Here is a 26,432-nt window from a genome sequence, read left to right on the forward strand (position 1 = left end):
AGAAATTAAGGGTGCAAACGCCGATGAGGGAAACTGCTCAGCTCCTGATCCAGGCGCGGCCCCAGGAATTGAGTGTGTATTCCTCTTGTGCCCAGACACCGGGCTGGCGGCTGGCATCGGTGACTTCCAGCTCAGCCGAGAACTCCAGGCGATTGCGATCGGCATCGACCACCATGAAAAACAGGTTGTTGCCCGGCCCATGTCGGCCGGGCCCGAAGAAAATGGTGATGCGTTCCTTGGCGAAGCGATCACCCCAGTCGCGTATGTCATTCCATTCGTTGGTTTCGTAACAGTGGTGGTCCCACTCGTTTTTCGAACCGCGGAAAAACGCCAAGGTGTGGTGCTCGTCGTCCGAGCGCAGGAAGCACGTCATGAGTTGGCCGGTCTGCTCGTCCACGACGTTGTCCGAAACCGTGAAGCCCACCGTGTTGACGTAGAAATCGATCATGGCTTCCAGCACCGTGGTCTGGAACACCACGTGTTGCAAGCGGCCGGGCATGCCCTGGCCCGAGGTCTGGAGAGCGGGGTGAGCGACGCCAAATATCGTTTGCCGGCCCTGGGGATCACGGATCAGGAAAGCCCCCGTTTCGAGCAATGGCGAGTCGAGCTCTTCGATGAAACAGCCGTTGCCGAGCAGGCGAACCCGCAGTGCTTGCAGGCGAGGCTGACTGCCCAGGTCGAACGCCGCCGCGAGCAGGCCACTGTGGTCGGCGGGAGATACGAGCATGGCGCGTTGCGGGCCGCTGAGCATCCAGCTGCCATCGGCTTGCGCCTGGCTGTCCATGTCCAGCATCCGTCGATAGAAATCGATTTGCCGTTGCGCGTCCTTGCTCGCCAAGTGCAGGTAGCACAGGCGTGCAGGTGTGGAAGTCTGGAGTGTTTGCATAACCACCTCTGTGCTTGAAGGTTTAATGAAAGACGGGCGCGATGCTCGGCTCGATTGCGCTGCCGTGGGCCGCGGCGATGCCGAACAGCGACTGCAACGATTCGGCGGCCGGGGTTTCGGTGGCCTTGTCGAAAATCGCGGCGATATAGCGATCCGGGCGCAGCAGCAGGAACGGGTGTGAATCGCCCAGCAGGGTTTTGAGCTGGCCTTCACGGTCCTGGAGCACCGTGCAGCCGGGGATCGACGGCATGGCCTGGACGGACGCGGGCAGGATCAGGATGCGTCTGGCTTCAAGGTGGCTCCAGAGGCCATGCTTGAGTTCATCGATACGCTGGCGGGTCGGGTCGCCGTATTGAATCAAGGCGAAGCCGGCGCCGATGGTGTCATCGAGCAGGCGTTCTTGGCCGTGGGCGTCGGTGAGCATCGGTTGCGGGAACATCTGTCCGCAGGACAACGTGCCTGCTTGCCCTTCGGTCAGCACCAGGCCCCGGGTGAAGCGGGGTTTGGGCTTGAAGCGCATTTGCAGGAAGTAATCGCGCAACGGCGGCAACAGGCCGACCAAGGCGAATGCGCCACTGATCAGGCGAGCACGCAGGACGGTGGCCGGAGCCATGACCACGCCGAGGTTCAAGGCCAACTTGATCAAGGCCCATGCATGATCACGACGCTCGCTTTCGTAGGACAGCAGGGCGCTTTCCGCCATTTTCCCCTTCAGCACGCCGACCAGCTTCCAGCCCAGGTTGTGGGCATCGCGAACGCCGCTGTTCATGCCTTGCCCGGCATAGGGCGGGGTCAGGTGAGCGGCGTCGCCGGCGAGAAACACCCGCTGCACCTGCCACCGCTCGGCGACCCGGGCATGGAAGGTGTAGACCGTCTTGCGCACGATGGAAACCGGCGCGTCACCCTTGAAGGGGCGCAGCAATGCTTGCAGGCAGGTTTCGTCGAGCACCTGTTCGTCCGTTTCTCCAGGCTTGAGCAGGAACTCGAATCGGCGCGTACGGTGAGGGCCGGGCACTTCCACCACCGGACGCCTGGCGTCGCAATACACGCGGGTCTGCCAGAAGGGGTCGTCGTCCTGGTCGGTATCGACCACCAGCCAGCGCGAGGAGAAGCTCGAACCGACCATCTCGATCCCGAGTTGCTTGCGCACCGGGCTACGGCCACCGTCGCAGGCCACCAGGTAAGCTGCGTGGACTTCCATCAGTTGCCCTTCGGCGTCACGCACCAGCGCGCATACGCCGTGTTGGTCCTGGGTGAACTCCACCAGCTCGTGGCTGAACCGAGCCGTCAGGCTGGCAAAACGTTCGAGGCCTCGCCTGAGGGTGTTTTCAAACAGCGGTTGGCGAAACGCGTTGCGCTTGGGGAAGCCATACAGCTTGCCGGTCGGCTCGACCTTGCCGAAGCAGCGACCGCCGGGCCGGGTGAAGTAATGCACGCCGTAGCCGGGCACGACATCACGCAGCACAGCGGCATCGAGCCCGATGGCCTGCATGGTGCGCAAGGACTCGTCGTCGATTGAAACCGCCCGCGGCTCGGTCACGGTGCCCGGCTTGCGATCGATGATCAGGATGTCTACATCGGCTTGGCCGAGCAGGTTGGCCAGGGTCAGCCCGGTAGGGCCGGCACCGATGACCAGGACCTGGGTGTTGATGCGTTTGAGGGTTGTCATTGTTATTCCCTTCCGGATGGCTCAGCCCAGTGGCTTGGCGCGGTTGGCGAGCGCAGCCATGCGTTGCGACAGTTCCTGCGCCAGGGCAAGGATCTGTTGCCCTTGTGTCTCTTCCTGGGCGCTGTCGCGTTCTCGTACCGGGCGCACGCAACTGATGCTGCCGACGACCTTGCCATCGCCGTCGAAGATCGGCGCGGCCAGGCCATAGACGCCCGCGTCGACTTCACCTGCGCTGGCCACATAGCCTTGGCGACGCAGTTGCTGCAACGAGCGACGAAACGCTTCCCAGGTCTGGCCAAGTTGACTGGCGCGCACTTCATCGGGGTGGTCGAGAAACAGTTGGCTGTGTTGGCGCGAGGTCATGTTGGCGAGGATCGCCTTGGACGTCGCTCCCAGGAACAAGGGCCTGGGTGAGCCACGGGAGTAGCTGACCTCACTGAACAGGTCCCCGTGCTGGTGAATGCACACAACCTGGTCCTTGAACAGCCGGCAGATCAGCCACACCTGTTGTTCGCTCCACTGCGGGAAGCTGGGCTCAAGCGATTGCGCGGCGCGTACGAGGGGGTCGCTCAGGCGCAGTTGGCGGTCCCAGGTAATGATTCGCGCGCCCAGGGCATAACGCCCGGCTTCGACCTGGAACAACAGGTTGGCTTCGGCCAATTCGCGCACGTAGCGGTAGATCGTCGAACGGGTAAAACCCAGGGCGCCGCCCATGTCGTCCACCGCCCAGATCGGGCTCTGTTCGGTGAACAGGTCGAGTACCCGCAACATGCGCTCCAGGCTCGAACCTTTGCTGTCGCCATCCTGCTCGGGCAGGGCGTCAGGGGTGTGTAGGTTTTCCATGTTTACTGCTCATCCACGATGCTGTTGCGCAGGGTGCCGATTCGAGCAATCTCGACCTCCACCTGATCGCCTGGCTTCATCCACACCGGCGGCTCGCGGAACGCTCCGACGCCGCCGGTGGTGCCGGTGACAATCACGTCACCGGGGGCCAGTTCGGTGAAGGTGGAGCAGTACTCGATCAGCTGGCGCACATCGAAAATCATGTCGCTGGTGCGGGTGTGCTGCATCACTTCGCCATTCAGGCGGGTGGTCAATTCCAGGTCCTGCGGGTCGCCGATCTCGTCGCCGGTCACCAGCCAGGGGCCGAAACCGCCAGTGTTCGGGAAGTTCTTGCCGGGGACGAACTGAATGGTGTGCTTCTGCCAGTCGCGGACACTGCCGTCGTTGTAGCAGGCATAACCGGCGACGTAGTCCAGCGCGTCGGCAGGTTTGACGTGGCGGGCCGCTTTACCGATCACCACCGCCAGCTCGCCCTCGAAATCAAGCTTGTGGGACGCGGTCGGGCGAACGATGGGTTGCAGGTGGGCGGTCTGGCTGTCGGCGAAGCGGGTAAAGATCATCGGATAGGTCGGCATTTCCCGACCGGTTTCGCGCACGTGGGTGGCGTAGTTGATGCCGATGCACAGCACTTTGCCCGGGTTCGGGATCACCGGCAGGAACGTCACTTCAGCCAAGGGGATACGCGGCAGGCCTGCCAGGCGCGCAGGGCTCAGTTCGTTCAGGCGGTTGTGGCCGATGGCCTGTTTGAGATCGCTGCCAAGGGTTGGCTTGAGCGATTCCAGGTCGATGACTTGATCACCTTCGATCACACCGTAGCTGCGACGGCCTTGGACAATAAAGCTTGCGAGTTTCATGGGGGCTCCTGGAGAGAGGGAGGGTGCAATGAGGGTTAATCTAGTCTTGCTATAAAATCCTGTAAAGTAGGATTTATACAAAAATCCTAAAATATGGAATTTATGTATTTTTTTGGCGAGGCTGTACCTTTGGCGGACCTGGGGAGCAGAGGGAGGGGAGGCAGGCAGCCACCGCAGATGGCAGGGGCCGCGAGAGGTGCGCAAAAGGCTCTGAACGTGTGGGAGCGAGCTTGCTCGCGATGAGGCCAGCCAAGTTCAATACTCATGTAACTGAACCGCCGCCATCGCGAGCAAGCTCGCTCCCACAGGGATTGTGCTTAATTGACGGGCATCAGGGCCCGATGCCAATCAATCGCTTGGTGCCCAGCAGCCATGCAGCGACATGCGCATCCGGAAGGGAATCCTGATCCGGGCAATGGGGCCGCTGGCCATGTCACGGGTGTCCAGCACCACCAGTTCATTGCGCCCTTCGGCAATGAGGTTGAGCATGGCAACCACGTAGCCATCGGCTTCCTCTGCATCCGCCGAGCGCGGTATGAAGATGGGTTCCTGGAAGCATCCGCTGTCGCCGGGAAACCAGGCGTCGGTGCGGCCTGTCTGCAGGTCCAGGTGCGCCAGCAGGTTGAAAAACTGGAAGGGCATCGGCCCATTCGCCGGGTTGTAAGGCCGCTCAGGATCAAAGGCGAGCAGGAACCCATGCCGGTATTTTCGACCGATGTAGCGATCATCACACCGTGGAAACTCGCAGGGATATTCCGTCAGTGGTTGCGGTTGAACGTCCTCCTGCCTGCCATTCAGGTCGAAGGTCCAGCGCATCAGGCTGGCGGCCAGGGTTTCAGGCGGTGGTACGTAGCCGTCGGCCTGGGGGAAGAAGTAGAAGATATTCCCGCCGGTGACCGGCATGTCCACGTACACCTTGCCGCCCTCATCGAACGCATTGAGCGTATGCCCCTGGAAACCGTCCTTGGGCCCCTTGAACCAACGCACATCTTGCCCGCGCCCGTTGCGCGGCACGATGGCGAACAGCTGAGGCAGGTCGGGTTGCCACTGGAAATGCGGCCCGCCGTTTTTCATGCGCTCGACGTCAACCGTCAACGGAATCAATGGGAACACCACGTACCGTTCGGTCACCGCGAAATCATGCACCATCGCCGCATAAGGGGCCTGGAACCAGATCTCGTGCAGCAGCTTTCCGTCCGGCGAGATTTCGAAGTAGGCCAGGTCGGGCGTACCGTCGCCTTTGGCCTCATAACTGCAGGCCAGCAGGTTGCCTGTCACCGGATCGAGCTTGGGGTGGGCGGTGAACGTCGCGGCTTTGATCTGCCCATCAAAGGTCCATTCGCCGAGGGTCTCCAGGGTTTCGAGATCCATCGCCCAAGGCAGGGCATCTTCCTTGAGTGCCAACAGGACGCCGTTGTGAGGGATAACGGTGGTGTTGGCGGTGGTGTTGTTTTCTGCCGCTAAGGGGTCATTGGTGTAGACGTTTCGATAGACGCCGTTGAGCGAACGACCTTCACGGCGCTGGGCCAGCAGGCGATCGGTCTTCACGTAGCGGCGTCGCATCGAGACTTTGCCATTGGCAAAGTTGAAGCGGCTAACCATGCCGTCGCCGTTGAAAAAAATGTCGTTACCCAGCATGGGTGGGTACTGCGGGTCTGGCGCCACCTGATAAAACGTCCCACAGATCGAAGCAGGCAGGATGCCTTCGATCTCAAGATCGAACACCTCTGCTTCCACGCGGCTGGGCGTGTAGAGAGCACCGGAAAATTCAGGGGTTTGAGGGAATGGAATACTCATCAGGCAATCTCGTCAATGTGCGGGTTCGTTCAGGTTCAGGCCGATTGCGGGGACATCGCCGGTCCGGAAGGCTTCACGCCGCGGCGAAAGCGTGCAACTACCAGGCACGAGATCACCAAGGCTAGCAGATAGGCTGAGGCGGCCAGCCATCCGACCGCGCGGAAGTGTCCCTCGCCCACGACCAGTGCGGCGCCAAACGGGCCGAGTCCCTGGCCGATGAAAATCGCAGCGTTACCCAGGCCTGCCAATCGGCCGGAAGGGTCCAGTTCCGCCGCCATGGAAAGCAGGTAGGGCAGGCTGAAAAACCAGACCATATGGATCAGGCAGGCCGTGGTGATAAAGGCAACGGGGCTGGTGCCATAGACCATGATCAAGGTCGCCAGCAATGCCGTGCCGAAGCTCAACAGTTGCGGAAACAGCAGGCCCAGGCGCCGTCCGATCAGCCCGGCCAGCCCGGCGCCAAGGGCTCCGGCAAGGATGCTGCCGCCGAGGATGCCGCCAATCTGCTGGGGCTCCAGGCCGATGCTCTTGCCGATGCGTTCCTGGTACACCCACAGTGCCGAGTGGCCGAAGAACAGCAGGGCAAACAGCAGGATCAACAGCATGGCGGTGAGACCGAATGGCTGGATCGAGCCATTGGCCGCGCGATGTGCTTGCGGGTAGTGCTTGGGCACTCTCCAGCAACCCAGCGCTGCGAGCACGCTGGTGATCGCCAACAGGGAAAACGCGCCATTCACGCCAAATGTTTGGAGGACCCGCGGCATGGATGTCACCAGCAGCATGCCCCACAGCAGGTTGCCGATGTTGATGACCGCGAAGGTCGCATCCTTGGAGGTGCGCAGCGCTGCGGTGGCATAGACCACCGCCATGACCGCGCCGCCGCTGGCGCCGCAGATCATCCTGGAAATGACCAGTCCGGTCTGGCTGTGCAGTTGTGTGCTGGCCAGGTTACCCAATGCCAGGATCAACAAGGCCACCAGGGCGAAGCGGCGCCGGTCGACGCTCGCCATGAACAGGGCGCAGGCTCCGCAAGCGATGGCCATCGCCATGAGTTCCGCGGCGAAGATAGCGCCGATTGCATTGAGCGGCAGGCCGAGCTGGTCGATCAGGGCACCGCCCAGGATCGGCTGGATCTGTAGCGTCCCCAGGGAAATGACCATCATCAGGCAGATGGCGCCCAGTGATTTTTTGCTATCGATGGAGTCGAGTGCGTTCATGAAGCATCACCTCAGGTAAAGAGCCTGCTCATACGTGAGCCGGCCTACACGTCAATCAGAACTTGTGAACGTAGCGAACCTGCACCTGGTAATCCGCTCGGGAGCGATTCTCGACGCCGGTTTCTTTATAGGTGTTGAGCCAGAAGGCTTTGTCTTCGGTGATTTTCCAGAACAGGCCCGGGCCAAAGCCCAGCACCTTTTCCCGGGAGTCGGTCAGGGTGTTGCCGTTGACCTTGTCATCCGAAATCTGCCGGAAGTAGTAACCGTTGATGCCGACCGAGACCTTCGGAAACACTTCGTACGAGGCGGTGAAGTTGGCCCATGCCGACTGTCCTGACTGGGTGTCGTGCACCGTTTGCCCTTCAAAGAACTGCTGCGAACTGCTCGCCGGATCGTCGTTCTTGAAGTTGTACAGATAATTCAGCCTCCAACTCACTTCCCAACGGGGTGCCGGCATCCAGGTCGCTGCCCAGTAGGGGTTCAGGGAGAAGTGGTTGGAGCCAGGGTTCAGGTCTTTGTCTTTGTCGTACTTGCCTGTTGGCAGGAGGGTGTCGAAGGCCATGCGCTGCACGAAAACCGGCCGGCCGCTGGCGTCGACGATCGGATCGAACTGGATCTGTGGCCCGACCGTGACATCACCCAGGCCGGTAGCGTTGTCCTTGAGCTTGGCCCCGTTGTCGCCGAAGTCGCCATCCAGGGAAACGACGGGTACCAACAGGCTCCAACCCAGGTGTGCCCCTCCCGCGAAGGTGTCGGGTGAGTAGTAGCTCAACTGATTGATCATCGTGATGACATTGATCTTCGGGTCATCGAAAGCGCTGTTTTTCTTGCCGCCGTTGGTCCTGATGCTGCTGGCGGTGCTGAACTTCAGGTAGGTCTGGTGAGTCAGCCCGGGTGGCCCCGCAAACCCGTCGTAGAAGCTGGTGCCGCCCAGGTTGATACCGCTGGGTTGGCTTACGGAAGGTGGTGGAGGGCCATCGGCGGCATGGGCGGCAAATGACGCGAAGCTGAGTGCCAGGCACGCTGGCAGGGATTTGGTCGGGCTCATTGAAGTGGCTCTATTCTTGGAATTGTGAGCGGGGGAATGTCCCCTGGCACTTCGACTTTAAGTCCCGGTGGTGGGTGATGCTTGAGCGCAACGGCCAGAGTTGACTGGGAGCGCCATTAACCGGGAGAAACGGGAGCGAGCTGCTCAGCCGCCAGCGCCAACGGCGCGCCAGGCGGCCTCGGCCAACTGCTGCCGGTAGTCTTCAGGGCTGCGTTTGACGCGGGCCGAGAGCCAGGCGCGGCAGTAGCTCTCCGCCGAACCGATGATCAGTGACGGGATCAGTTCGAAAGGCAGGTCCTGCAAATCCTGCTGGTGGGCCGGGTCGCTGAACCATTTCTTGAGCTCGGCGTTCCTGGCCAGATTCGCCTCGGCGAGCCGTTCGTTGAAGCCGCTGCGCGCGACCGCAAAGCGCGCCTGGTACTGGAACCGCGCCCAATCGGGTTGGCTGACTACCCAATCGACGTAGCTGAACACCAGGGCATGCACCCACTCCTGGGTCGAGGTGACAGCGCCAAGGTAGCTGTCCCGCAGCCGCGCCTGATCGTCCAGGGCGGTCATGTACAACGCCGCGACCAAGCCTTCCTTGTTGTCGAAATGGTGATAAATGGCCCCACGCTCATCTGGCTTTCGGCACGGATGATATCGATGGTGGTCGCTTCTATGCCCTGTTGGTTGAACAGCGTCAGGGCACATCGAAGGATGTGCCGCTTGGACTCGGCACGACGCCCTGGGTAGCAGCGCTCGAGGAGATCGACAGGTTCCATTTTTCGGCCCAGGCAAAAAGTGGCCATGGTAATTGAAACGAAGGCTCGGCACGAGCGATTGACAGGGTGGACATTTACAGAATATTGTTCTGTAACAGAGCGATATTCTGTAAAAGAGTAATGTTCTGTTCATGACTCCAGCCCACCTGACCAGAGATACCCCATGAGCCAGACTCTCAGCATGTACCAAAGCGTTGGTCCGTCCGCTTTCAGCAATATGGCCTGCCAGATGGCACCGTACTTCGGCACCATCAACCCGGAGATTTCGCTGTTGGCCCCCGGCCGCAGTGAGGTGAAGGTGCCGTTCCGCAAGGAAATCACCAATCACCTGGCGTCCGTTCATGCGATCGCGTTGTGCAACGCGGCAGAACTGGCGGGCGGCATGATGACCGAGGTGTCCATCCCTGGCGGGGCTCGTTGGATTCCCAAAGGCATGACCGTCGAATACCTGGCCAAGGCCAAGACGTCCATCCACGCCATTGCCGACGGTAGCGACATCGACTGGCAGACCTCGGGGGACAAGGTTGTCCCGGTCGAGATCTTCGACGAGGGCGGCGTGAAAGTCTTCACGGCACGCATCACCATGAATGTAAAACTCGGTTAGGTCACCTGGCCCATCAGGCATCGACCGTTTCTGCCAGAGGCGCCATCAGCCACTGGCGGAAACGGCTGATGCTTGAGGCAAGGCTAAAGATCAAGGACCAGATCAGAAGTGGGTTTGCTGCAGCACAGCAAGCGCAGGCCTTTGTCGATTTCCCGCTGCCTGATACCGCCGTTGTGATGCATGTCCACCGTGCCCTGGAGCAGGGCCGTCTTGCAGGTGCCACAAACACCCTGGCTGCAGGAGGAGGGCACGATCGCGCCGGCTTTCCTGGCGGCAGACAGCACGGTCTGATGGCCCGGCATGCTGAACGTCTTGCCTGACCGCGACAGGGTCACGGTGAAGACGTCCTGTTGATTGAGCGAAGCCGCCTGCTCGATCAACGGTTCTTCATTCAGTGCGGCGATGTCGAAGCTTTCCTGGTGGTAGTGGGCGAAATCGAATGCTGCTTCCCTGAGCAGCGACTTGACCGCTTCCATGTAACCCTGAGGGCCGCAGGTAAAGATTTCCCGCTCCTGGTAGTCCGGCACGTGCTGGCTCAACAACGACAAGTCGAGCCGGCCTATCGGTTGCTGCCATTGAGCGGTGTCGCCGAGACCTTCGCAAACACTGATGACCCGCAACCCCGGCATGGCGGCCTGCATGCGCGTCAGTTCCGTGTGGAAGATGATGTCGGTGGGCGTGCGGGCGCTGTGCACGAAAACGATGTCGAGGTTGCCGGCCATGTCGCACGCGGCCCGGGTCATCGACATCAGCGGCGTTACGCCGGAACCGGCGGACAGGTACAACAACTTGGTCGCCGGATGGCCGACCGGTGTGAAGCTGCCCGCCGGGCCGGAGGCCTTCAGGCTGTCGCCGGGCTTGAGGTGGTCATGCAGCCAGTTCGACACTGCGCCCCCGGTACGCGCTTGACGGTAATGGAAAACGCAAACGGCCGGGTCGGGGAGGACGACAGGGTGTAGCAGCGGGCAATGGTCTGCCCGCCAATGACCGGTGAGATCGTGATGAATTGACCGGGCTCGAAGCTCAGGGCGCTGAAGTCCGCACAGCGAAAAATGAAGGTTTTGACGTCATGGGTTTCCTGGCGCACAGCGCAGCATTGCAGGGTTTTCTGTTCACCACTGTGCCATTGCGCGCCGAACGTGCCCCAGGTGGCCGGGTTGGTAAAACGCTGGAGCGCGCTGGCGTTTCCAGGGCGCGTCAGGTTTTCGTAAGTCGTCATGTTCATTCCTCACACGCCATGGGCGGCCAGACGCGCCGCGTACCAGCGAGAGAACTGGTCGACATAGGTTTCGGTGAAGGCCGAGAACGGCCCGGGCGTGTAGGCAGGATCCTGGGTACCGCTGTGGGTGATGCCGACGAGGCTGGCGTCCTGCAGGTTGGTCGCGACCCAGACTTCGGTCAGCTTATCCACCTGGTAATCGACGCCTTCGACGGCATCGGCATGGACCAGCCACTTGGTGCGCACCAGGGTTTTATCGGGCGCCAGAGGGATGATGTAGGAGACCACGGCATGGTCGCTCATGATGTGGGTCCACGAGTTGTGCGTCCAAAGATGCACGTCGCCCAAGTCGCGGCGCGTGAGCTCGCCAAACAGCCGGGTGCACGCCACGCGGGTGTCCAGGGTCTGGGATTCGCCGTTGCCGGCAATGGCCAGTCGCTGCGAGCGGAACTGGGTCACGGCGTCTTCACCCAGGTGTTCGACGGCATCGCAGATGTAGCCTTCGCTCTCCCAGTTGGCCTTGGTGTCAGCATTGCGGCGGTGATATTCGGCCAGTGCCTGAAGTGAATCCTCACCTAGGCCATCAGTGCAAAAACCGAAATCTTCAGGCAAGAAAGACGCTGTCAATTCCGGGTGGGTGGCGGCGCAGTGATAACACTCGCGATTGTTCTCGATCACCAGTTTCCAATTGCCGTTCTCGATGATTTCCGATTCGTAGGCGATCTTGGAATGGGCGAGGTCATATTGGGCGAAACGCGGTGTCATGACCTGGTCAAGGTACAGGATGTCTTCCGGCGGTTCGTCGCCCAGGCAGACGAAGACATGGGTGCCGACGACCCGAGTGTGCACCGGGATCAGGCTTTTGCATTTAGGGTCGAAGTCCTGGCCCATGTGTGCCGCATGTTTCAGGCTGCCATCCAGGTCGTAGCTCCACTGGTGATAGGGGCAGACCAGCATGCCCACCGTTGACTTGCCGGCCTGTTTCAAGCGCGCCCCACGGTGCCGGCAAACGTTGCGAAAGGCCTGCACATGCTCATCATCGTCGCGTACCAGGAGGATGGAGGATTTGCCGATATCGAGGGTGGAGACATCCCCGGGTTCGGGGACGTCGCTGGTGACCCCCACCAGAATCCAATGCTGGGTGAAGAAGATATCGACATCGGTTTCAAAAATATCCTGGCGACCAAACAAACCGCCCGGCATGCCATGGCCCGGCGTGCGGTCGGTCAGAAGTTCACGATGGGTCTTCACGGTATTGATTGTCATTATGGGTCTCGCTCAAACGCAAAGTTGATCAGGCGGCGAGTACAGTTTGGAAAGGTGGGATAAGACCGTCAACGCGCTTTATTTTCACGCTCGCATAACTTTGCGTTATGCGTAAGAGTGGTCTTTAACATCTTTGTAATCAATGGTTTAGATGGCTGTCATCGCGCAGCCAATCGATCAGTGCCTGGGTGATGGGCTCACGTTTCCGACCGCTCGGAATAACCAGGTAATAAGCGTCTTTTGGCTTGACCACGTAGGGCGTAATCCTGATCAGTTCACCACTGTTGAGTCGGTGCGCGATCAGCCGACTCCACCCCAGTGCAATGCCGTGGCCTTGAATAGCCGCCTCGATCGCATCGTTATAGGAACTGCAGCGAAAGGAATAGTTGAGCTTGGGGCGCATATCGCCCAGTTCCCGACACCAACGGTTCCAGGTCATCCAGCCTTCCAGGGTGGAGTCCGAATCAATCAGCGCCGTGTCCAGGAAATCGGTAACGGATGAAGGGGCTGCATTGGCGGCAAGCCAGACCGGCGCGCAAACGGGAAACACTTCTTCATCGAACAGGAAAACCGAACTGCCATCCTCCCATTTCCCATTGCCGAAACGGATGGCCAGGTCGACGTCATCGCGGTATGAACTGGGCGAGACCTGTTGCGTCAGCAAGCGCAACTTCAACTTCGGTTGCAGGGTGCGCAGTGCAATCAACCGGGGGAGTATTCTCAAGTGAGAAAACGCTTCCGTGCAGGCGATGGTGATCTCCTGCTCACCAATGCCCTCGGCAATTTTGTCGAAGACACTGGCCATGCGATGAATGGACTCCGCGACGACCAGATGCAGGACATAGCCTTCGTGCGTCAGCTTGATCGACCGATGAAGGCGATGGAACAGCTTGGTCTCCAGGGTATCTTCCAGCAACCGGATCTGTTTGCTGACGGCGGCCTGCGTCACGCCCAGCTCTTGGGCGGCGAGGGTGAAACTGGCCAGCCGCGCCACGGCTTCGAATTCCAGCAACGCCGTCATCGACGGTATCAACCGCCGATAGCCCTTGACCTTTTTATCGATATCGCTGGGTTGCATAGGTGTGTTCCAACGCCGTGCCGGGTGATTCAAGCCACCGAAGATGCTCTTGCGGGTTCAGCAAGCACAGGGTGCGACAGGTTGTGCCCCAACAGTGCCCGATACAGTTCACCGTCGCCCAGGATGCCCAGGACAGTATCGGCCTCATCCCGCACGATCAAGGGATGGCCCGTTTCGTAGCGAATCTGCAGGGCGTCGCGCATGGTGGTGATCGGCGGCACGCAAGTCGGTTGTCGCGCCAAGGTGTCGATTCGCTCGGTCGGATTCCATGATTGGACGTGTGCAGTGGTGGCACCTTTTCGAACGCTGGTCAGATGCCGCTGCGGGTTCACCACCATCCACAGGTTTTGAGCCGTATCCAGGCAATATTCGTCGCGGGCCAAAACGCATTGGTCCAGTGGGGTCATCAAGCTTTTCGCGCACAGCACATTCAACGGGTTGGTGTGGGCGACGAAGTTGCGCACGTAGTCGTCGGCCGGGTTGAGTACGATCTCTTCGGGCGTGCTGTACTGGATGATCTTGCCGTCCTTCATGATGGCGATCCGCGTGCCCAGTTTCAGGGCTTCGTCCAGGTCATGGCTGACGAACACGATGGTCTTGTGCAGCTTGCGCTGCAGATCAAGCAACTCATCCTGCAGGCCTTGGCGGATCAGCGGGTCGAGGGCCGAGAACGGTTCGTCCATCAGCAGGATGTCGGCGTCCATCGCCAGGGCGCGGGCCAGGCCGACCCGTTGTTGCATGCCGCCGGACAGTTCGTCGGGCTTCTTGTTACGCCATTGGGTCAGGCCCACCAGCTCGAGCTTCTCATCCACCAGCTTGCGGCATTCCTTTTCCGAGCGGCCCTGCATTTCCAGGCCGAAGCTGATGTTCTCGCGCACCGTCAGCCAAGGCATCAGGGCGAATTTCTGGAACACCATGGCGATGCGCTGGGTGCGCATCATCTTCAGTTCGGCGGGGGTGCAGGAAGCGATGTCGATCTGCCGGCCTTCGTGCTCGACGAACAACTTGCCACGGCTGACGGTGTTCAAGCCGTTGATGCAACGCAGCAGGCTGGATTTGCCAGAGCCGGACAGGCCCATGAGCACGCAGATCTCACCTTTGTTGATTTCCAGGTTGGCTTTCTCCACACCGACGATCAAACCGGTTTTCTGAAGAATCTCCGGCCGCGAAAAGCCTTGGTCGAGTAGTTCCAGGGCGGGCTTCGGACGGGCGGCGAAGATGACGTCGACGTCTTCGAAACGGATGATGCTCATACGTCACCTCTTTTCACGGTTTCCCGTTGTTTGCAGATTCGATCGAGGATGATGGCCAGCAGCACGATCGCCAGGCCGGCTTCGAAGCCCATGGCGATATCGGCGGTGTTCAGTGCATTGACCACCGGTTTGCCCAGGCCATCGGCACCCACCAGCGCGGCGATCACCACCATCGACAACGACAGCATGATGCACTGGGTGATACCGGCCGCGATGCTGGGCATCGCATGGGGCAGTTCGATACGCGACAGGAGTTGGCGACGGGAGCAGCCGAAGGCTTTGCCGGCGTCCATGAGTTCGTCCGGAACGTCGCGGATGCCCAGGTAGGTCAGGCGGATGGGCGCGGCAATCGCGAACACCACCGTGGAGATCAGGCCCGGGACCACACCCAGACCGAAAAGGGTCAGGGTAGGAATGAGGTAGACGAAGGTCGGTACGGTCTGCATCAGATCGAGCACCGGACGCATCAAGGTGTAGAACATCGGCCTGTGCGCGGCGACAATGCCCAGCGGTACGCCGATGATCACGCACACGAGTGTGGCGAACGTCACCTGGGCCAGGGTTTCCATGGTTTCCTGCCAGTAGCCGAGGTTGAATATCAGCAAGAATGAAAAGGCGACGAAAAGTGTCAGGCTGACCTTGCGTTGGATGTAATAAGCGAGGAACGCAAATATCGCGATCAAAGCCAGGGGGTTGAACCACAGAAGGGCGTGCGTCAGCGCAGTGATGGTCCCGGACAACGCCAGGGATATAGCGTCGAATACGTCTGCGCCATGCTGCGTCAACCAATCGACATACCGGGCAATGATCTCGCCCAAGGGAAGTTTCTCTTGTGTAATCCACATATCACTAATCCGGCTGATGGAAGAAATGACTCGCGAACGCAACCACCCGGGCACAGGCGTGTACGGCTGATCCAATCGCACGGCGGGGTTGAAGTTCTGTTATCGCTGGGCGATGCGTTACCTGGCGGGGGCTAGGTTCTGTCCTGGCTGGAGCATCGATGACCTCGCTTCAAATGGTTGATATCTGTGGCCCAAGCGTTCGGGCAGCACAGAGCGCCTGCGCGCTGAACTCGCGTTGGCAGTTATCTGGATTTGGGCAGTGGGTGACAGATGAAGGGTATGACGAAGGCAGTCGTTCCGGCATTCTTTGGCCGGATGGCGAAGTTCTTTCAGCGGCGTTCAGCAAAAAAATCATAATGGCGGCTCGTTGTTGTTGTTTTAGAGTCCTTGCCTCTTGGAGATACAACCAGGCGCGCCTCACGGACATGTTGTTTCATGCCTGGGCCCGGCTTGTTTGATGAGAGCGGTGGTTGGATCTCCATGATGCTGGACTTTAAGTGCTCGAGACGGTCAAGTCAACAAAATGTACTCATGTGTACATTAAGGGATCATGAGAGTACATTTCTATCACGTATTTTGAAGAAGGAGGCGCACGATGCCGCAGGTAGGGAAGGCCCGTAGCAAGGCCCAGGACGCAGGCTGGCGAGGCTCGCCGGAGGGCTGGCTGGAAGCGGCCTACGTGGCCCTGAAAGAGTCGGGCATCGATGCGGTCCGGGTCATGCCACTGGCCAAGCGCCTGGGTTTGTCACGCACCAGCTTCTACTGGTTTTTCGAGGACCGTGAGCAATTGCTGGCTGCTTTGCTGTCGCGTTGGCGGGAGACCAACACGGGGGGCTGATCCGGCAAAGTGAAAGCTATGCCGAAAGCATTTCCGAGGCGATCCTGAATGTGTTCGAGTGCTGGCTCAACCCGCAATTGTTCGACTCGCAATTCGAGTTCGCCGTGCGTAGCTGGGCGCTTCAGTCTGCTGAAGTGGCCCAAGAGGTGGCGGTGGTGGACGAGCAGCGCATGAACGCCCTGGCGAACATGTTCAAGCGCTTTGGCTACGACAGCCAGGGGGCTGATGCACGGGCCCGAACGATCTATCTGACGCAGATCGGCTACATCACCATGAACACGACAGAGTTGATCACCGTGCGCTTCCAGCGCATCCCGCATTACGTGAGCATCTTCACCGGCAAAGTCCCCAAGCAGCGTGAGCTGGATCGTTTCTACGGGAAGTTCGGTTATGCCGAAAAAGAGCCCGGGGTCTTTGTGCCCTTGACCGACACGTTCGAAGGTCACGGCGATGATCAATGAGACCCTTGGGATCATTGGCGGTACCGGTTGGTTGGGCGGCGCGATTGCCAAGGCAGTCCTGGCGAAGGAACTGGTGCCGGCGGGCAACCTGATCATTTCCAATCGCTCGGGCAATCATCCGTTGGCTCAACAAGGTGCTTGCCTGGTCACGGACAACCAGGACCTGGTGAATCGCAGCGCCGTGGTGATCATTGCGGTTCGTCCCGAGCATTTCGCCAGCCTGGGCATCAATGCGACGGGTAAGACGGTGATCTCCTTGATGGCCGGGATCACCGCGCAGGCGATTGCAGCGCAGACTTCGGCTTCAGCGGTCGTGCGGGCGATGCCCAACGCGGCGGTGGAAATCGGACAGTCATTTACGCCTTGGTATGGCTTTAGCGCGATAGCGCCGGCGACGAAAAGCCTCGTGCAGCAGTTGTTCGAGTGCGTGGGCACTGCGGCTGAGGTCGAAAAAGAAGATTTCATTGATTACCTCTCCGCGCTCTCGGGCACTGGCCCGGCCTTTCCGGCCTTGTTGATGACGGCGCTGGCCCATCAGGCGATGCTGGCCGGTATACCTGGCGACATCGCACAGTTGGCGGCGAAAAGTGTCGTGGTCGACAGCAGCCAGTTGCTGGCGAGTCGTGACGCCCAGCAGATGATCGACGCCTTGGTGGCTTACCGGGGTGTCACGGCCGCCGCCTTGCAGGTGATGAGCCGGGGGGATTTCGAAGTACAGGTGGGAAGGGCGTTGCAGGCGGGCGCTGCGGTTGCGCGCAAGGGGCTTGAGGCCTGATAAAAGTCCGGGGTACGAAAACGGCGCCTTCCCGTCTTGGGAGAAGCGCCGTTTTTCCTTGAACGAGCCTCAAGTAGCGGGTTTACCGTTACTTGCTTGGATGGGCCGCCTGGAGTTTCTTGGCTTCATCCAAGTGATGTTGCAGGTCCGGCAGCATCTTCTGGGCGAACGCCTTGAGTTCGGTGTTACCGGCTTTCTTGTCGTCGGTCACGGTATTGGCTTCTTTCTTGAACAGGGCGATGGTTTCTTCGTGGGCCTTGACCTGGTTGTTGGCGAAGGCCGCATCAAAGGACTCATCGCGCACCTCGAGAATCTTCGCCTTGGCTTTCTTCATCAACGTGGTGTCGTCGGGCACTTCGATGTCATGTTTTTTCGCCAGCGTCTTCAGCTCTTCGTTGGCCTTGGTGTGGTCGGTGATCATCTTGTTGGCGAACGCCTTGATGTCCGCCGATTGGCTTTTTTCCAAGGCCAGTTTGCTGGTTTCGATTTCCGCGATGCCACCGACCGCCGCCTCGTCGACAAAGTCGTTGGAAGTCGCGGCCCAGGCCATGCCCATGCTGGTGCTCAGGGCGACTGCCAGGCCAAGTTGACGCAGGATGAATTTGTCCATAAGTGAGTCTCCATACAGGTTGAACGAGCGATTCTTGTCGTCTCTGATCAATGGAGGGTTGTGCCCGGGCAAAGGTTTGATCGCCAAGCGATCCGGTACGACGAACGGTCACCGCTGGTCGGATTGGCGGTCGACAGAACCCCGTTCAAGAGGCCATCCTGATAATCGACGGGCGTTGAAAGGACGCCTGCCACCGATCCATCAAAGGAGGTGTTCCATGCCGGTGTCTCACGATTTGTGCCAGGATCTCAACTACACAAAAGATCAAATCCAGCAAAAACGCAGCGAGAATCCAAGGCTCGACTCGTTACTTCAACAATACTCCCAACTTGATGCCAAGGTGGTCGATGCCGAGAAGCCATCCTCCGCCGCGCTGCCCGCCGACGTTTTGGAGACGCTCAAGAAGAAGCGATTGCTGATCAAGGACGAGATCGTGGATCACATGCAGAGCGAGCCATAGAACCCGACCCTTCGTATCGCGAAGGGCTTTTGTGGCCAGGGATTGCTCCCGCTGGGTTGCGACTGTAGGAGCTGCCGAGTGCAACGAGGCTGCGATCTTTCCACTGGCGATTGAGCCGCAAGAGAAAGATCGCCGGCTTCGCCAGCGCCTGAAAAGCGGGAGCAATCCCAGGCCATGTCAGGTCCTCATCCCGGGCAAATCTTGCTTGAGCAGCCGTCAGGTCAATGGATCCCAGCGCTGTGACCAGTCGCTGCCGGTCTTGACGATCTCTCGCAGCACTTCGAATGCCTGCTGCAACGCCGCTGAGTCCCGATCGCGGGAATAGACCAGGTAAGTCGGATAATTGAATTCCGGTGCCTTGGGCACCCGTTCCAGGATTCCACTGTCCAGGTAGCTCTGCACGACTCGCGTGCGAAAGTAACCGCTGCCGCCGTTTTCCAGGATGTATTGCAGGGCCAGGGGCCGAGGTTGAAGGTCACGGCGGCCTTGGCCTTGTCTGGCAGCGCGGTGTCGTGTTGGCGCCGGAAGTCCGCGCTCCAGTCGATATACACATAGGGTTCGGGACGGGCGGCCAGGCGCACCAGGATGAGTTTTTCTTCCAGCAGTTGTTCTACCTGCAGGCGCGGCCAGTATTCGGGCTGATAGACCACCGCCGCATCCAGCAGGCCCAGTTCCAACTGTTGCAGCAGCTTCTCGCCGTCGCGGATGTCCATGCGCAGGGCGTGACCGGGGATCTTCTGGCGCAGTGCTCCGGCCCAGGCGAGCATCAAGGGGTTGCACAGGCTGACCTCGCCTCCCAGGTGCAGGACGTTTCGATAGCCCTCGGGCAGCGGCAGGTCCCGGCGGGCCGCTTCCCAGGTTTGCACCAGTTGGTTGGCGTAGACCACAAAGGCCTCGCCGTCGGCGGTCAAGCGCGCGCCGGCACGGTTGCGCACGAACAGCGCGCAGCCAAGCTGGCTTTCGAGCTTCTGGACCCGGGCGGTGATCGCCGTCTGGGTCACGTGCAGCTTTTCGGCGGCTGCGGCGAGGCTGCCGTGACGGACGATTTCCAGGAAAGTGCGGGCGAGGTCGATGTCCATGTTCAGGCCGATGCGGGGGAAGCGGGCATTGTAAGAGCTGCCAAGCCTTCCCCGATACCGGGAGTTACTGGACGGCTTGGGCCTGTCTTGTCCGCGCCCAAGGTGCAACCAGGCGTTCGGGCGTACGGCAGGTCTTGTGCTTGAAGACGAAACGACGGCATTTGTCGGCGAAGCCGTGGCGATCGTCGACCATGTCGCGGCGCATCTGTGCGAGTTCATCATCGCGACACGCCTGGATCGCCGACAGGCTCCGTTCGGCCTTGCGCATCCGGATGCTTTCATAGGTCGGATCGAGCAGCGCGCGGTTGGCTCGCTGCAGCAGCCACAGGCCGAACTCGTCGGGGCAACGCGGGCCGATCTCCTGGACCATGCCGTAGCGCAACGCCTGCAAGGCGCTGATGGGCAGGCAGTCCTGGGTGAGCTTCCAGGCCATGTCCGGACCGACCGCGCGGGGCAGGCTGTAGGTCCAGTATTCAGAGCCGTACAGACCCATGGTCGCGTAGTGCGGGTTGAGCACGATGTCACGGCGCGCCAGCACGATATCGGCGGCCAGGGCCAGCATCACACCGCCGGCCCCGGCGTTCCCTGTCAGGCCGCTGACCACCAGTTGCCGGGCGCTGAACAGCTCCAGGCAAACGTCGTCGATGGCTTGTATGTTGGCCCAGGCTTCCTGGCCCGGTTCGGCGGCGGCCTGGATCACGTTCAGGTGCACGCCGTTGGAAAAGCTGCCGCGCCCACCACGGATCAACAGCACCTGGGTGTCCCGGGACTTGGCCCAGCGCAATGCCGCCACCAGGCGCTGGCATTGCTCAGTGCTCATCGCGCCGTTATAGAACTCGAACGTCAGCTCCCCGACATGGCCGCATTCGCGGTAACGAATGGGTTGATAGGGTTCGTCGCTGAACGGCTGCCGGCCCAGGGAACTGTCGAGCACCGGGATACCTTCGAGGCGGTTCGACAGTACATGGCGCGCCGGGCGCTTGAAGGTCTGTTCGCCGGGTTGCGGTTTGCGGCGCAGTGCGCCGATCCACAGGCTGGCATCCCCTGTCGCCACCAGCACCGCATCGTCACGCACGGCCAACAGCTCGCCGGGCAGGCCGCGGCGAACGTCCGGATGGGCGTCGTACAGGTAAAACTGTTCGCCGGCCAGGCTTGCGAGCACACCGGGCTGACCGTCCGCGGCGTCGATGCAACGCTTGATGAAACCGCTGCTGTCGTGCCAGCTGAAGCTGCGATCGTCCTGGGTCATGTTCGGTTGCAGGCGCCCGATCACGTCATGGCGGCCATAGTCCAGTGGCACCGGGACGAAACCGTCATGGTATTTTTCCACGACCTCGCGGATGCAACGAATGGCCGCGTCGCTGACCGGACCGTTATACAGCTCCGATTTACGCAGGCCTTTGGGCAGGTCGAATTCCCACGTGGCCCACACGGGCCCGGCATCCATTTCCTCCACCGCCTGCAATGCGGTGACACCCCAGCGTTCGGGCTGCCGGGTGATCGCCCAGTCCAGGGCACTGGCACCGCGATCGCCGACAATCCCCGGATGAATGATCACCACCGGGCGCCGTGGGTTGCGCCACAACTGCTCGGGTACGCGGTCCTTGAGAAACGGGCAGATCACCAGATCGGCGCCGCTTTCTTCGATTTGCCGGCAGACCGAAGCCGCATCGGTGAACAGCACCACGCTGGGGCGATAACCGGCCTCGCGCAGGTCCAGCCAGGCGCGTTGGGTCAAGCCGTTGAATGCGCTGGACAGCAGAACGATCTTCAGTGGGGGCATAGGTCTCTCTTCCTTGAGATGAGCAGGCACAGGCTCCCGATGAGCCGTCCCTGGCCTTGATGGAAGCGCTACGTTAGCGGTTGAAGGACGCGCGGGAACTGACAGGGGTCAAGGTTGTGTGCGGTGGGAAATCAAGGAGGGGCAAAAACACGAATCCCGCCATGGGGGCGGGATTCGTTGGCAATCAAAAGGCTCGCGAGGAAGGCGAACTCAATCTCAGGCTGGGAACAGCTCGGACAGTTTCATGGCCAGCATCATGTCGCCTTCGGCGCGCAGCTTGCCGCCCATGAACGCTTGCATGCCGTCGGTGCTGCCGTCGACGATGCCTTGCAGGGTTTCGCCATCCATCACCAGGGTCACCTGGGCGTCCGGGTTTTCACCTTCCTGCAGTTCGCAGGTGCTGTCCTTGACGATCAGCGAGAAATGCTTGGATTCATCGATGCGGAAACCGAATACCAGGTCCAGGCCGGCAGCGGCGGCTGGGTTGAACTTGGCTTTCATGGCTTGTACGGCGTCGGCTACGGAGGTCATGGTTTCGATCCTTATTTGGGTGGTACAGCAAGGGTCTACAGTAATCCGGACTCAGCGAAAGGTGATGAGGTCCGGGGCCTTCAACAGTTGCAGGTGGGCATGGCTGTTGAAGGAAGCCAGGGCCACCTCGCGGCCCCTGAATTTCAGGTGGTTGAGCGAGGTGTTGACGATTTGCCAGTTCAGTTCGAAGGCCTGTCGGGCCGGTATCCGGGTGATCAGGTGGAGCAGGGCGGTGATGGTGCCGCCGGAGGTGAACACGGCGATCTTGTGGGTGTTGTCGGCTTGCTCCAGGATGCGCTGCAGGCCGGCCTGGACCCGCTCGACGAAACCCAGCCAGCTTTCGAGACCGGGCGGGTCATACTGGCCGCTCAGCCAGCGCTCGACGATCAGCACGAAGATACGCTGGAATTCGGCGCGGTTCTGCGCGGCGTTGCGCAGGATATGCAACGCCTCGGGTTCCTGGGGGAGCATGTCCGGCAACAGGGCGCGAATGACCGCGTCGGCATCGAACTCGTTGAACGCCGGGTCGATTTCCAATTCGGGGACCGGCATGCCGGCGGCGGACATCTGGCCCAGCGCACCGGCGGCGGTATCCTGTTGGCGCCGCAGGTCACCCGAGAGGCAGCGGTCGAATACGACACCGAGCTCGGCGAGGTGGTCGCCGAGCACTTGCGCCTGGCGTACGCCATTGGGCGAAAGGACATCGTAGTCGTCCGCACCAAAGGAGGCCTGGCCATGTCGAATTAGATAGATACTGCCCACGTCCGCGTCATCCCGGTACGTTGAAGGTTTGGCGAGGTTATGGGGATGGCGGTGAGCTGTCAATGAAAAAACATACGCTTGTTTGAAATGCCCGTTGCAGCCCTGTCCTGCCTGGCTCGCGTCAAGGTAACCATAGGTTTCTTGGCTGGTCGCGACGCAGGCGCATGGGTATGCTGGGGCTGTCACGCGCCTGCGTTCAGTGGCGCATTGCATTTAAGGAGTTGCTGTGGAGTTTTTCATCGAGTACGCCGGTTTCCTGGCCAAGACCGTGACGCTGGTGATCGCCATCCTGGTGGTGCTGGCCAGTTTTGCTGCGCTGCGCAGCAAGGGGCGGCGCAAGTCGGCCGGCCAGTTGCAGGTGAGCAAACTCAACGATTTCTACAAGGGGTTGCGCGAGCGCCTGGAACAGACGTTGCTGGACAAGGATCAGCTCAAGGCCTTGCGCAAGGCCGAAGGCAAGGCTGAAAAGGCCGGGAAGAAAAACAAGGACAAACCGGCGGCCAAGCCCCGGGTGTTCGTGCTGGACTTCGACGGTGACATCAAGGCCTCGGCCACCGAGAGCCTGCGTCATGAAATCACCGCGTTGCTGACCCTGGCAACGCCGAAGGATGAAGTGGTGCTGCGCCTGGAAAGTGGCGGCGGCATGGTCCACAGCTATGGTCTGGCCTCGTCGCAACTGGCGCGGATCCGTCAGGCCGGCGTGCCGCTGACCGTCTGCATCGATAAGGTGGCGGCCAGCGGCGGCTACATGATGGCGTGCATCGGCGAGAAGATCATCAGCGCCCCCTTTGCGATCCTGGGCTCCATCGGCGTCGTCGCGCAGTTGCCCAACGTCAACCGTCTGCTGAAGAAACATGACATCGATTTCGAAGTGTTGACGGCCGGCGAATACAAACGCACGTTGACGGTGTTCGGCGAAAATACCGAGAAGGGCCGGGAGAAGTTCCAGGAAGACCTGGACATCACCCATGAACTGTTCAAGAACTTCGTGTCCAACTATCGCCCGCAACTGGCCATCGATGAAGTGGCTACGGGTGAAGTCTGGCTGGGTGTCGCGGCGTTGGGCAAGCATCTGGTGGACGAGCTGAAAACCAGCGACGAGTACCTGGCCGAACGGGCCAAGGGGGCCGAGCTGTACCACCTGCACTACGCTGAACGCAAAAGCCTGCAGGAACGCATTGGCGTGGCGGCCAGCGGTTCGGTGGATCGCGTGCTGCTCAGTTGGTGGAGCCGCCTGACCCAGCAGCGGTTCTGGTAATCGCAGGAATAATGCCTACCCCTGTGGGAGCGAGCTTGCTCGCGATAGCGGCGGCACATTCAACATGGATGCAAGCTGACCCAGCGCTATCGCGAGCAAGCTCGCTCCCACAGGGGTTCTGAGGCGGGCTGAAGCTTCGGGTTCACCGCTATCCCTTTGTGGGAGTGAGGTGGATCAAGGCACCGAAAACAAAAAAAGTCCTGAACCGGCACACCCGGATCAGGGCTTTTTCATGGGGCTGTTTCAGCGACGACGGAACAGTGGCAGCGGTTCGTCAGTGGCAGCCTGGTAGGTCACCGAGAAGTCCTTGAGGCTTTCGAGGGCCTCAAAGGGGTCTTTGTCGGCGCGCAAGGCAAAGGCGTCGAAACCGCAGCGGCGCATGTAGAACAGCTGGTCGCGCAGCACGTCGCCAATCGCCCGCAATTCACCCTTGAAACCATAACGGTCACGCAGCAGGCGGGCGTTGGAGTAGCTGCGCCCGTCGGTGAAGGCCGGGAAGTTCAGGGCGATGACTTGCAACTGGTTGGCGTCATCACCGATTTCTTCCGCTTCCTCGTCGGCGTCCAGCCACACACCCAGGCCGCCGTCGCGGGCCTTGAGGGCATGGGCATGATCGCGCCACAGGGCCAGTGGCACGATCAGGTCGTCGCAGTTGGAGATGCCATCGAGGGTCGCGTCCTTGGGCAACAGGTGCCAGGTTTCGTCGATGACCTCGTTGTTCTTAATGATTCGCTGCATAGACGCGTTCCTTGAAGAGGTCGATGCCAATACGTTGGTAAGTGTCGATGAAGCGCTCGTCCGCGGTACGTTGTTCGATGTACACGTCGATCAGCTTCTCGATCACGTCAGGCATGTCATCCTGGGCAAACGACGGGCCGAGGATCTTGCCCAGGCTGGCGTCGCGGCTGCCGCTGCCGCCCAGGGAGACCTGGTAGAACTCTTCGCCTTTCTTGTCCACGCCCAGGATGCCGATGTGGCCGACGTGGTGGTGACCACAGGCGTTCATGCAGCCGGAAATGTTCAGGTCCAGCTCGCCGATGTCGAACAGGTAGTCCAGGTCATCGAAACGGCGCTGGATCGATTCGGCGATAGGGATCGACTTGGCGTTGGCCAGGGAGCAGAAGTCGCCGCCCGGGCAGCAGATCATGTCGGTCAGCAGGCCGATGTTCGGGGTGGCGAAACCTTGTTCGCGCAGCTCGCCCCACAGGGTGAACAACTGGCTCTGTTCAACATCCGCCAGGATGATGTTCTGCTCGTGGGAGGTGCGCAGCTGGCCGAAGCTGTAGCGCTCGGCCAGGTCGGCCACGGCGTCCAGTTGCTTGTCGGTGATGTCGCCCGGTGCCACACCGGTGGGTTTCAGGGACAGGGTCACCGCGACATAACCCGGCTTCTTGTGGGCCAGGGTGTTGCGGGTACGCCAGCGGGCGAAGCCCGGGTGTTCCTTGTCCAGGGCTGCCAGCTCGGCGTCCTGATTGCTCAGGGCCTTGTAGTCTGGATCGACGAAATGCTTGGCGACGCGATGCACTTCGGCTTCGGTCAGGGTGGTCTGGCCGCCACGCAGGTGAGCCATCTCGGCTTCGACCTTCTCGGCGAACACTTCAGGCGTCAGGGCCTTGACCAGGATCTTGATCCGCGCCTTGTACTTGTTGTCACGACGGCCGTAGCGGTTGTACACCCGCAGGATGGCGTCGAGGTAGCTCAGCAGGTCCTGCCACGGCAGGAACTCGTTGATGAACGCGCCAACCACCGGGGTACGCCCCAGGCCGCCGCCCACGAGCACACGGAAGCCCAGTTCGCCGGCTGCGTTGTAGACCGTCTCCAGGCCGATGTCGTGGACTTCGATAGCCGCACGGTCCGAACTCGAGCCGTTGATGGCGATCTTGAACTTGCGCGGCAGGTAGGCGAATTCCGGGTGGAACGTCGTCCACTGGCGAACGATTTCGCACCATGGCCGCGGGTCGATCAACTCGTCGGCCGCGACACCGGCGAACTGGTCGGTGGTGACGTTGCGCAGGCAGTTGCCGCTGGTCTGGATCGCGTGCATCTGCACGGTGGCCAGCTCGGCCAGGATCTCGGGCACATCTTCCAGGGCCGGCCAGTTGTACTGGACGTTCTGCCGCGTACTGATGTGGGCATAGCCCTTGTCATAGTCACGGGCAATTTGCGCCAGCTTGCGCACCTGACGCGAAGTCAGCTGGCCATAAGGCACAGCCACGCGCAGCATCGGGGCGAAGCGCTGGATATACAGGCCATTCTGCAAGCGCAGAGGGCGGAATTCTTCTTCGCTCAGCTCGCCTGCCAGATAGCGTCGGGTCTGATCACGGAACTGCTTGACGCGGTCCTCGATGATTCGCTGATCGTACTCGTCATATACGTACATATAAGTCTCGGTCTCAGGCTTGGGCCGATCAGAAACAGCTGCATGTTGGCTCGCTGGAATCGGGTTCTGCCTCGGCAATTCTGCGCGCACGGCCGCGCACTCCTAGAGGAGCCGGTGCAAGATACCTGTTTTGAGTTATGCGCAAAAGTGAT

Annotated in this window: 22 protein-coding genes and 4 pseudogenes; 6 read left to right on the plus strand and 20 right to left on the minus strand. The window is 60.6% G+C overall.

The genetic code is table 11. The features are described from left to right. Nucleotides 1–37: 37 nt before the first annotated feature. The 8 genes and pseudogenes from ACZ5M5_RS11340 to ACZ5M5_RS11375 form a co-directional block, all read right to left on the minus strand. Nucleotides 38–886 (minus strand): VOC family protein, encoded by an 849-nt coding sequence (locus ACZ5M5_RS11340; protein ID WP_464739036.1) that lies wholly within the window; start codon nt 884–886, stop codon nt 38–40. Nucleotides 887–908: 22 nt separating this feature from the next. Beyond that, nucleotides 909–2,555, minus strand: coding sequence for a bifunctional 3-(3-hydroxy-phenyl)propionate/3-hydroxycinnamic acid hydroxylase (locus tag ACZ5M5_RS11345; RefSeq protein ID WP_464739037.1), 1,647 nt, complete (start codon nt 2,553–2,555; stop codon nt 909–911). Nucleotides 2,556–2,576: 21 nt separating this feature from the next. Then, a complete protein-coding gene (locus ACZ5M5_RS11350; RefSeq protein ID WP_060738139.1) occupies nt 2,577–3,398 on the minus strand; it encodes an IclR family transcriptional regulator in 822 nt (273 codons plus the stop codon). Between the two features lie 2 nt (nt 3,399–3,400). Further along, a complete protein-coding gene (locus tag ACZ5M5_RS11355; protein WP_060738138.1) occupies nt 3,401–4,252 on the minus strand; it encodes a fumarylacetoacetate hydrolase family protein in 852 nt (283 codons plus the stop codon). 348 nt (nt 4,253–4,600) lie between these two features. Further along, entirely contained in the window at nt 4,601–6,049 is a 1,449-nt protein-coding gene (locus ACZ5M5_RS11360; protein ID WP_464739038.1) for a carotenoid oxygenase family protein, read from the minus strand. Between the two features lie 35 nt (nt 6,050–6,084). Further along, complete coding sequence (locus ACZ5M5_RS11365) at nt 6,085–7,266, minus strand: MFS transporter (protein ID WP_103309501.1); 1,182 nt, start codon at nt 7,264–7,266, stop codon at nt 6,085–6,087. Between the two features lie 55 nt (nt 7,267–7,321). Continuing rightward, nucleotides 7,322–8,314 (minus strand): SphA family protein, encoded by a 993-nt coding sequence (locus ACZ5M5_RS11370; RefSeq protein ID WP_464739039.1) that lies wholly within the window; start codon nt 8,312–8,314, stop codon nt 7,322–7,324. Nucleotides 8,315–8,458: 144 nt separating this feature from the next. Next, nucleotides 8,459–9,078, minus strand: a pseudogene (locus ACZ5M5_RS11375) (TetR/AcrR family transcriptional regulator). A gap of 163 nt (nt 9,079–9,241) precedes the next feature. On the opposite strand from ACZ5M5_RS11375, the gene ACZ5M5_RS11380 reads away from it, so the two are divergent. After that, on the plus strand, nt 9,242–9,682 hold the full coding sequence (locus tag ACZ5M5_RS11380; RefSeq protein WP_103309499.1) for a hotdog fold domain-containing protein: 441 nt from the start codon (nt 9,242–9,244) through the stop codon (nt 9,680–9,682). 83 nt (nt 9,683–9,765) lie between these two features. On the opposite strand, the pseudogene ACZ5M5_RS11385 reads toward ACZ5M5_RS11380, so the two are convergent. The 5 genes and pseudogenes from ACZ5M5_RS11385 to choW form a co-directional block, all read right to left on the minus strand. Then, a pseudogene (locus ACZ5M5_RS11385) lies at nt 9,766–10,901 on the minus strand (FAD-binding oxidoreductase). A 9-nt stretch (nt 10,902–10,910) separates the two neighbouring features. Next, complete coding sequence (locus tag ACZ5M5_RS11390; RefSeq protein ID WP_464739040.1) at nt 10,911–12,167, minus strand: aromatic ring-hydroxylating oxygenase subunit alpha; 1,257 nt, start codon at nt 12,165–12,167, stop codon at nt 10,911–10,913. 139 nt (nt 12,168–12,306) lie between these two features. Further along, nucleotides 12,307–13,245: a LysR substrate-binding domain-containing protein gene (locus tag ACZ5M5_RS11395; RefSeq protein WP_060738131.1), complete on the minus strand. Its 939-nt coding sequence runs from the start codon at nt 13,243–13,245 to the stop codon at nt 12,307–12,309. 29 nt (nt 13,246–13,274) lie between these two features. After that, entirely contained in the window at nt 13,275–14,498 is a 1,224-nt protein-coding gene (gene choV, locus ACZ5M5_RS11400) for a choline ABC transporter ATP-binding protein (RefSeq protein ID WP_060738130.1), read from the minus strand. After that, complete coding sequence (choW, locus tag ACZ5M5_RS11405; protein ID WP_060738129.1) at nt 14,495–15,343, minus strand: choline ABC transporter permease subunit; 849 nt, start codon at nt 15,341–15,343, stop codon at nt 14,495–14,497. The genes choV and choW overlap by 4 nt, the downstream gene beginning before the upstream one ends. 158 nt (nt 15,344–15,501) lie before the next feature. Between choW and ACZ5M5_RS11410 the strand changes: the two genes are divergently transcribed. From ACZ5M5_RS11410 to ACZ5M5_RS11420, 3 genes and pseudogenes are all read left to right on the plus strand, one after another. Continuing rightward, nucleotides 15,502–15,801 carry a hypothetical protein gene (locus tag ACZ5M5_RS11410; protein WP_146042640.1) on the plus strand — a complete coding sequence of 100 codons (300 nt, stop codon included), beginning with the start codon at nt 15,502–15,504 and terminating at the stop codon, nt 15,799–15,801. A gap of 137 nt (nt 15,802–15,938) precedes the next feature. Further along, nucleotides 15,939–16,642, plus strand: a pseudogene (locus ACZ5M5_RS11415) (TetR/AcrR family transcriptional regulator). Then, on the plus strand, nt 16,632–17,417 hold the full coding sequence (locus ACZ5M5_RS11420) for a pyrroline-5-carboxylate reductase family protein (RefSeq protein WP_103309495.1): 786 nt from the start codon (nt 16,632–16,634) through the stop codon (nt 17,415–17,417). Before ACZ5M5_RS11415 ends, ACZ5M5_RS11420 begins: the two are co-directional and overlap by 11 nt. Nucleotides 17,418–17,505: 88 nt before the next feature. Here the strand turns inward: ACZ5M5_RS11420 and ACZ5M5_RS11425 are convergent, their stop codons facing one another. After that, entirely contained in the window at nt 17,506–18,027 is a 522-nt protein-coding gene (locus tag ACZ5M5_RS11425) for a DUF4142 domain-containing protein (RefSeq protein ID WP_060738126.1), read from the minus strand. Nucleotides 18,028–18,244: 217 nt separating this feature from the next. Here ACZ5M5_RS11425 and ACZ5M5_RS11430 point away from each other — a divergent pair, with 217 nt between their 5' ends. Then, a complete protein-coding gene (locus tag ACZ5M5_RS11430) occupies nt 18,245–18,487 on the plus strand; it encodes a YdcH family protein (RefSeq protein WP_060738125.1) in 243 nt (80 codons plus the stop codon). 216 nt (nt 18,488–18,703) lie between these two features. On the opposite strand, the pseudogene ACZ5M5_RS11435 reads toward ACZ5M5_RS11430, so the two are convergent. The 4 genes and pseudogenes from ACZ5M5_RS11435 to ACZ5M5_RS11450 form a co-directional block, all read right to left on the minus strand. Continuing rightward, nucleotides 18,704–19,566 (minus strand): annotated as a pseudogene (locus tag ACZ5M5_RS11435) (LysR family transcriptional regulator). Nucleotides 19,567–19,630: 64 nt separating this feature from the next. Continuing rightward, nucleotides 19,631–21,349, minus strand: a complete 1,719-nt coding sequence (locus ACZ5M5_RS11440; RefSeq protein ID WP_464739041.1) for a hydrogenase maturation protein — start codon at nt 21,347–21,349, stop codon at nt 19,631–19,633. Between the two features lie 216 nt (nt 21,350–21,565). Next, nucleotides 21,566–21,880 (minus strand): SCP2 sterol-binding domain-containing protein, encoded by a 315-nt coding sequence (locus ACZ5M5_RS11445; RefSeq protein ID WP_060738123.1) that lies wholly within the window; start codon nt 21,878–21,880, stop codon nt 21,566–21,568. A 51-nt stretch (nt 21,881–21,931) separates the two neighbouring features. After that, nucleotides 21,932–22,642: a histidine phosphatase family protein gene (locus tag ACZ5M5_RS11450; protein WP_060738122.1), complete on the minus strand. Its 711-nt coding sequence runs from the start codon at nt 22,640–22,642 to the stop codon at nt 21,932–21,934. A 226-nt stretch (nt 22,643–22,868) separates the two neighbouring features. On the opposite strand from ACZ5M5_RS11450, the gene sohB reads away from it, so the two are divergent. Next, a complete protein-coding gene (gene sohB, locus ACZ5M5_RS11455) occupies nt 22,869–23,900 on the plus strand; it encodes a protease SohB (RefSeq protein WP_103309487.1) in 1,032 nt (343 codons plus the stop codon). Nucleotides 23,901–24,143: 243 nt separating this feature from the next. Here sohB and ACZ5M5_RS11460 read toward each other — a convergent pair whose 3' ends face one another. Then, nucleotides 24,144–24,638, minus strand: coding sequence for a DUF934 domain-containing protein (locus tag ACZ5M5_RS11460; RefSeq protein WP_103309485.1), 495 nt, complete (start codon nt 24,636–24,638; stop codon nt 24,144–24,146). Beyond that, nucleotides 24,622–26,280: a nitrite/sulfite reductase gene (locus tag ACZ5M5_RS11465; protein ID WP_060738120.1), complete on the minus strand. Its 1,659-nt coding sequence runs from the start codon at nt 26,278–26,280 to the stop codon at nt 24,622–24,624. Before ACZ5M5_RS11465 ends, ACZ5M5_RS11460 begins: the two co-directional genes overlap by 17 nt. Nucleotides 26,281–26,432 lie beyond the last annotated feature (152 nt).

This window comes from Pseudomonas sp. Van50 (assembly GCF_055390755.1).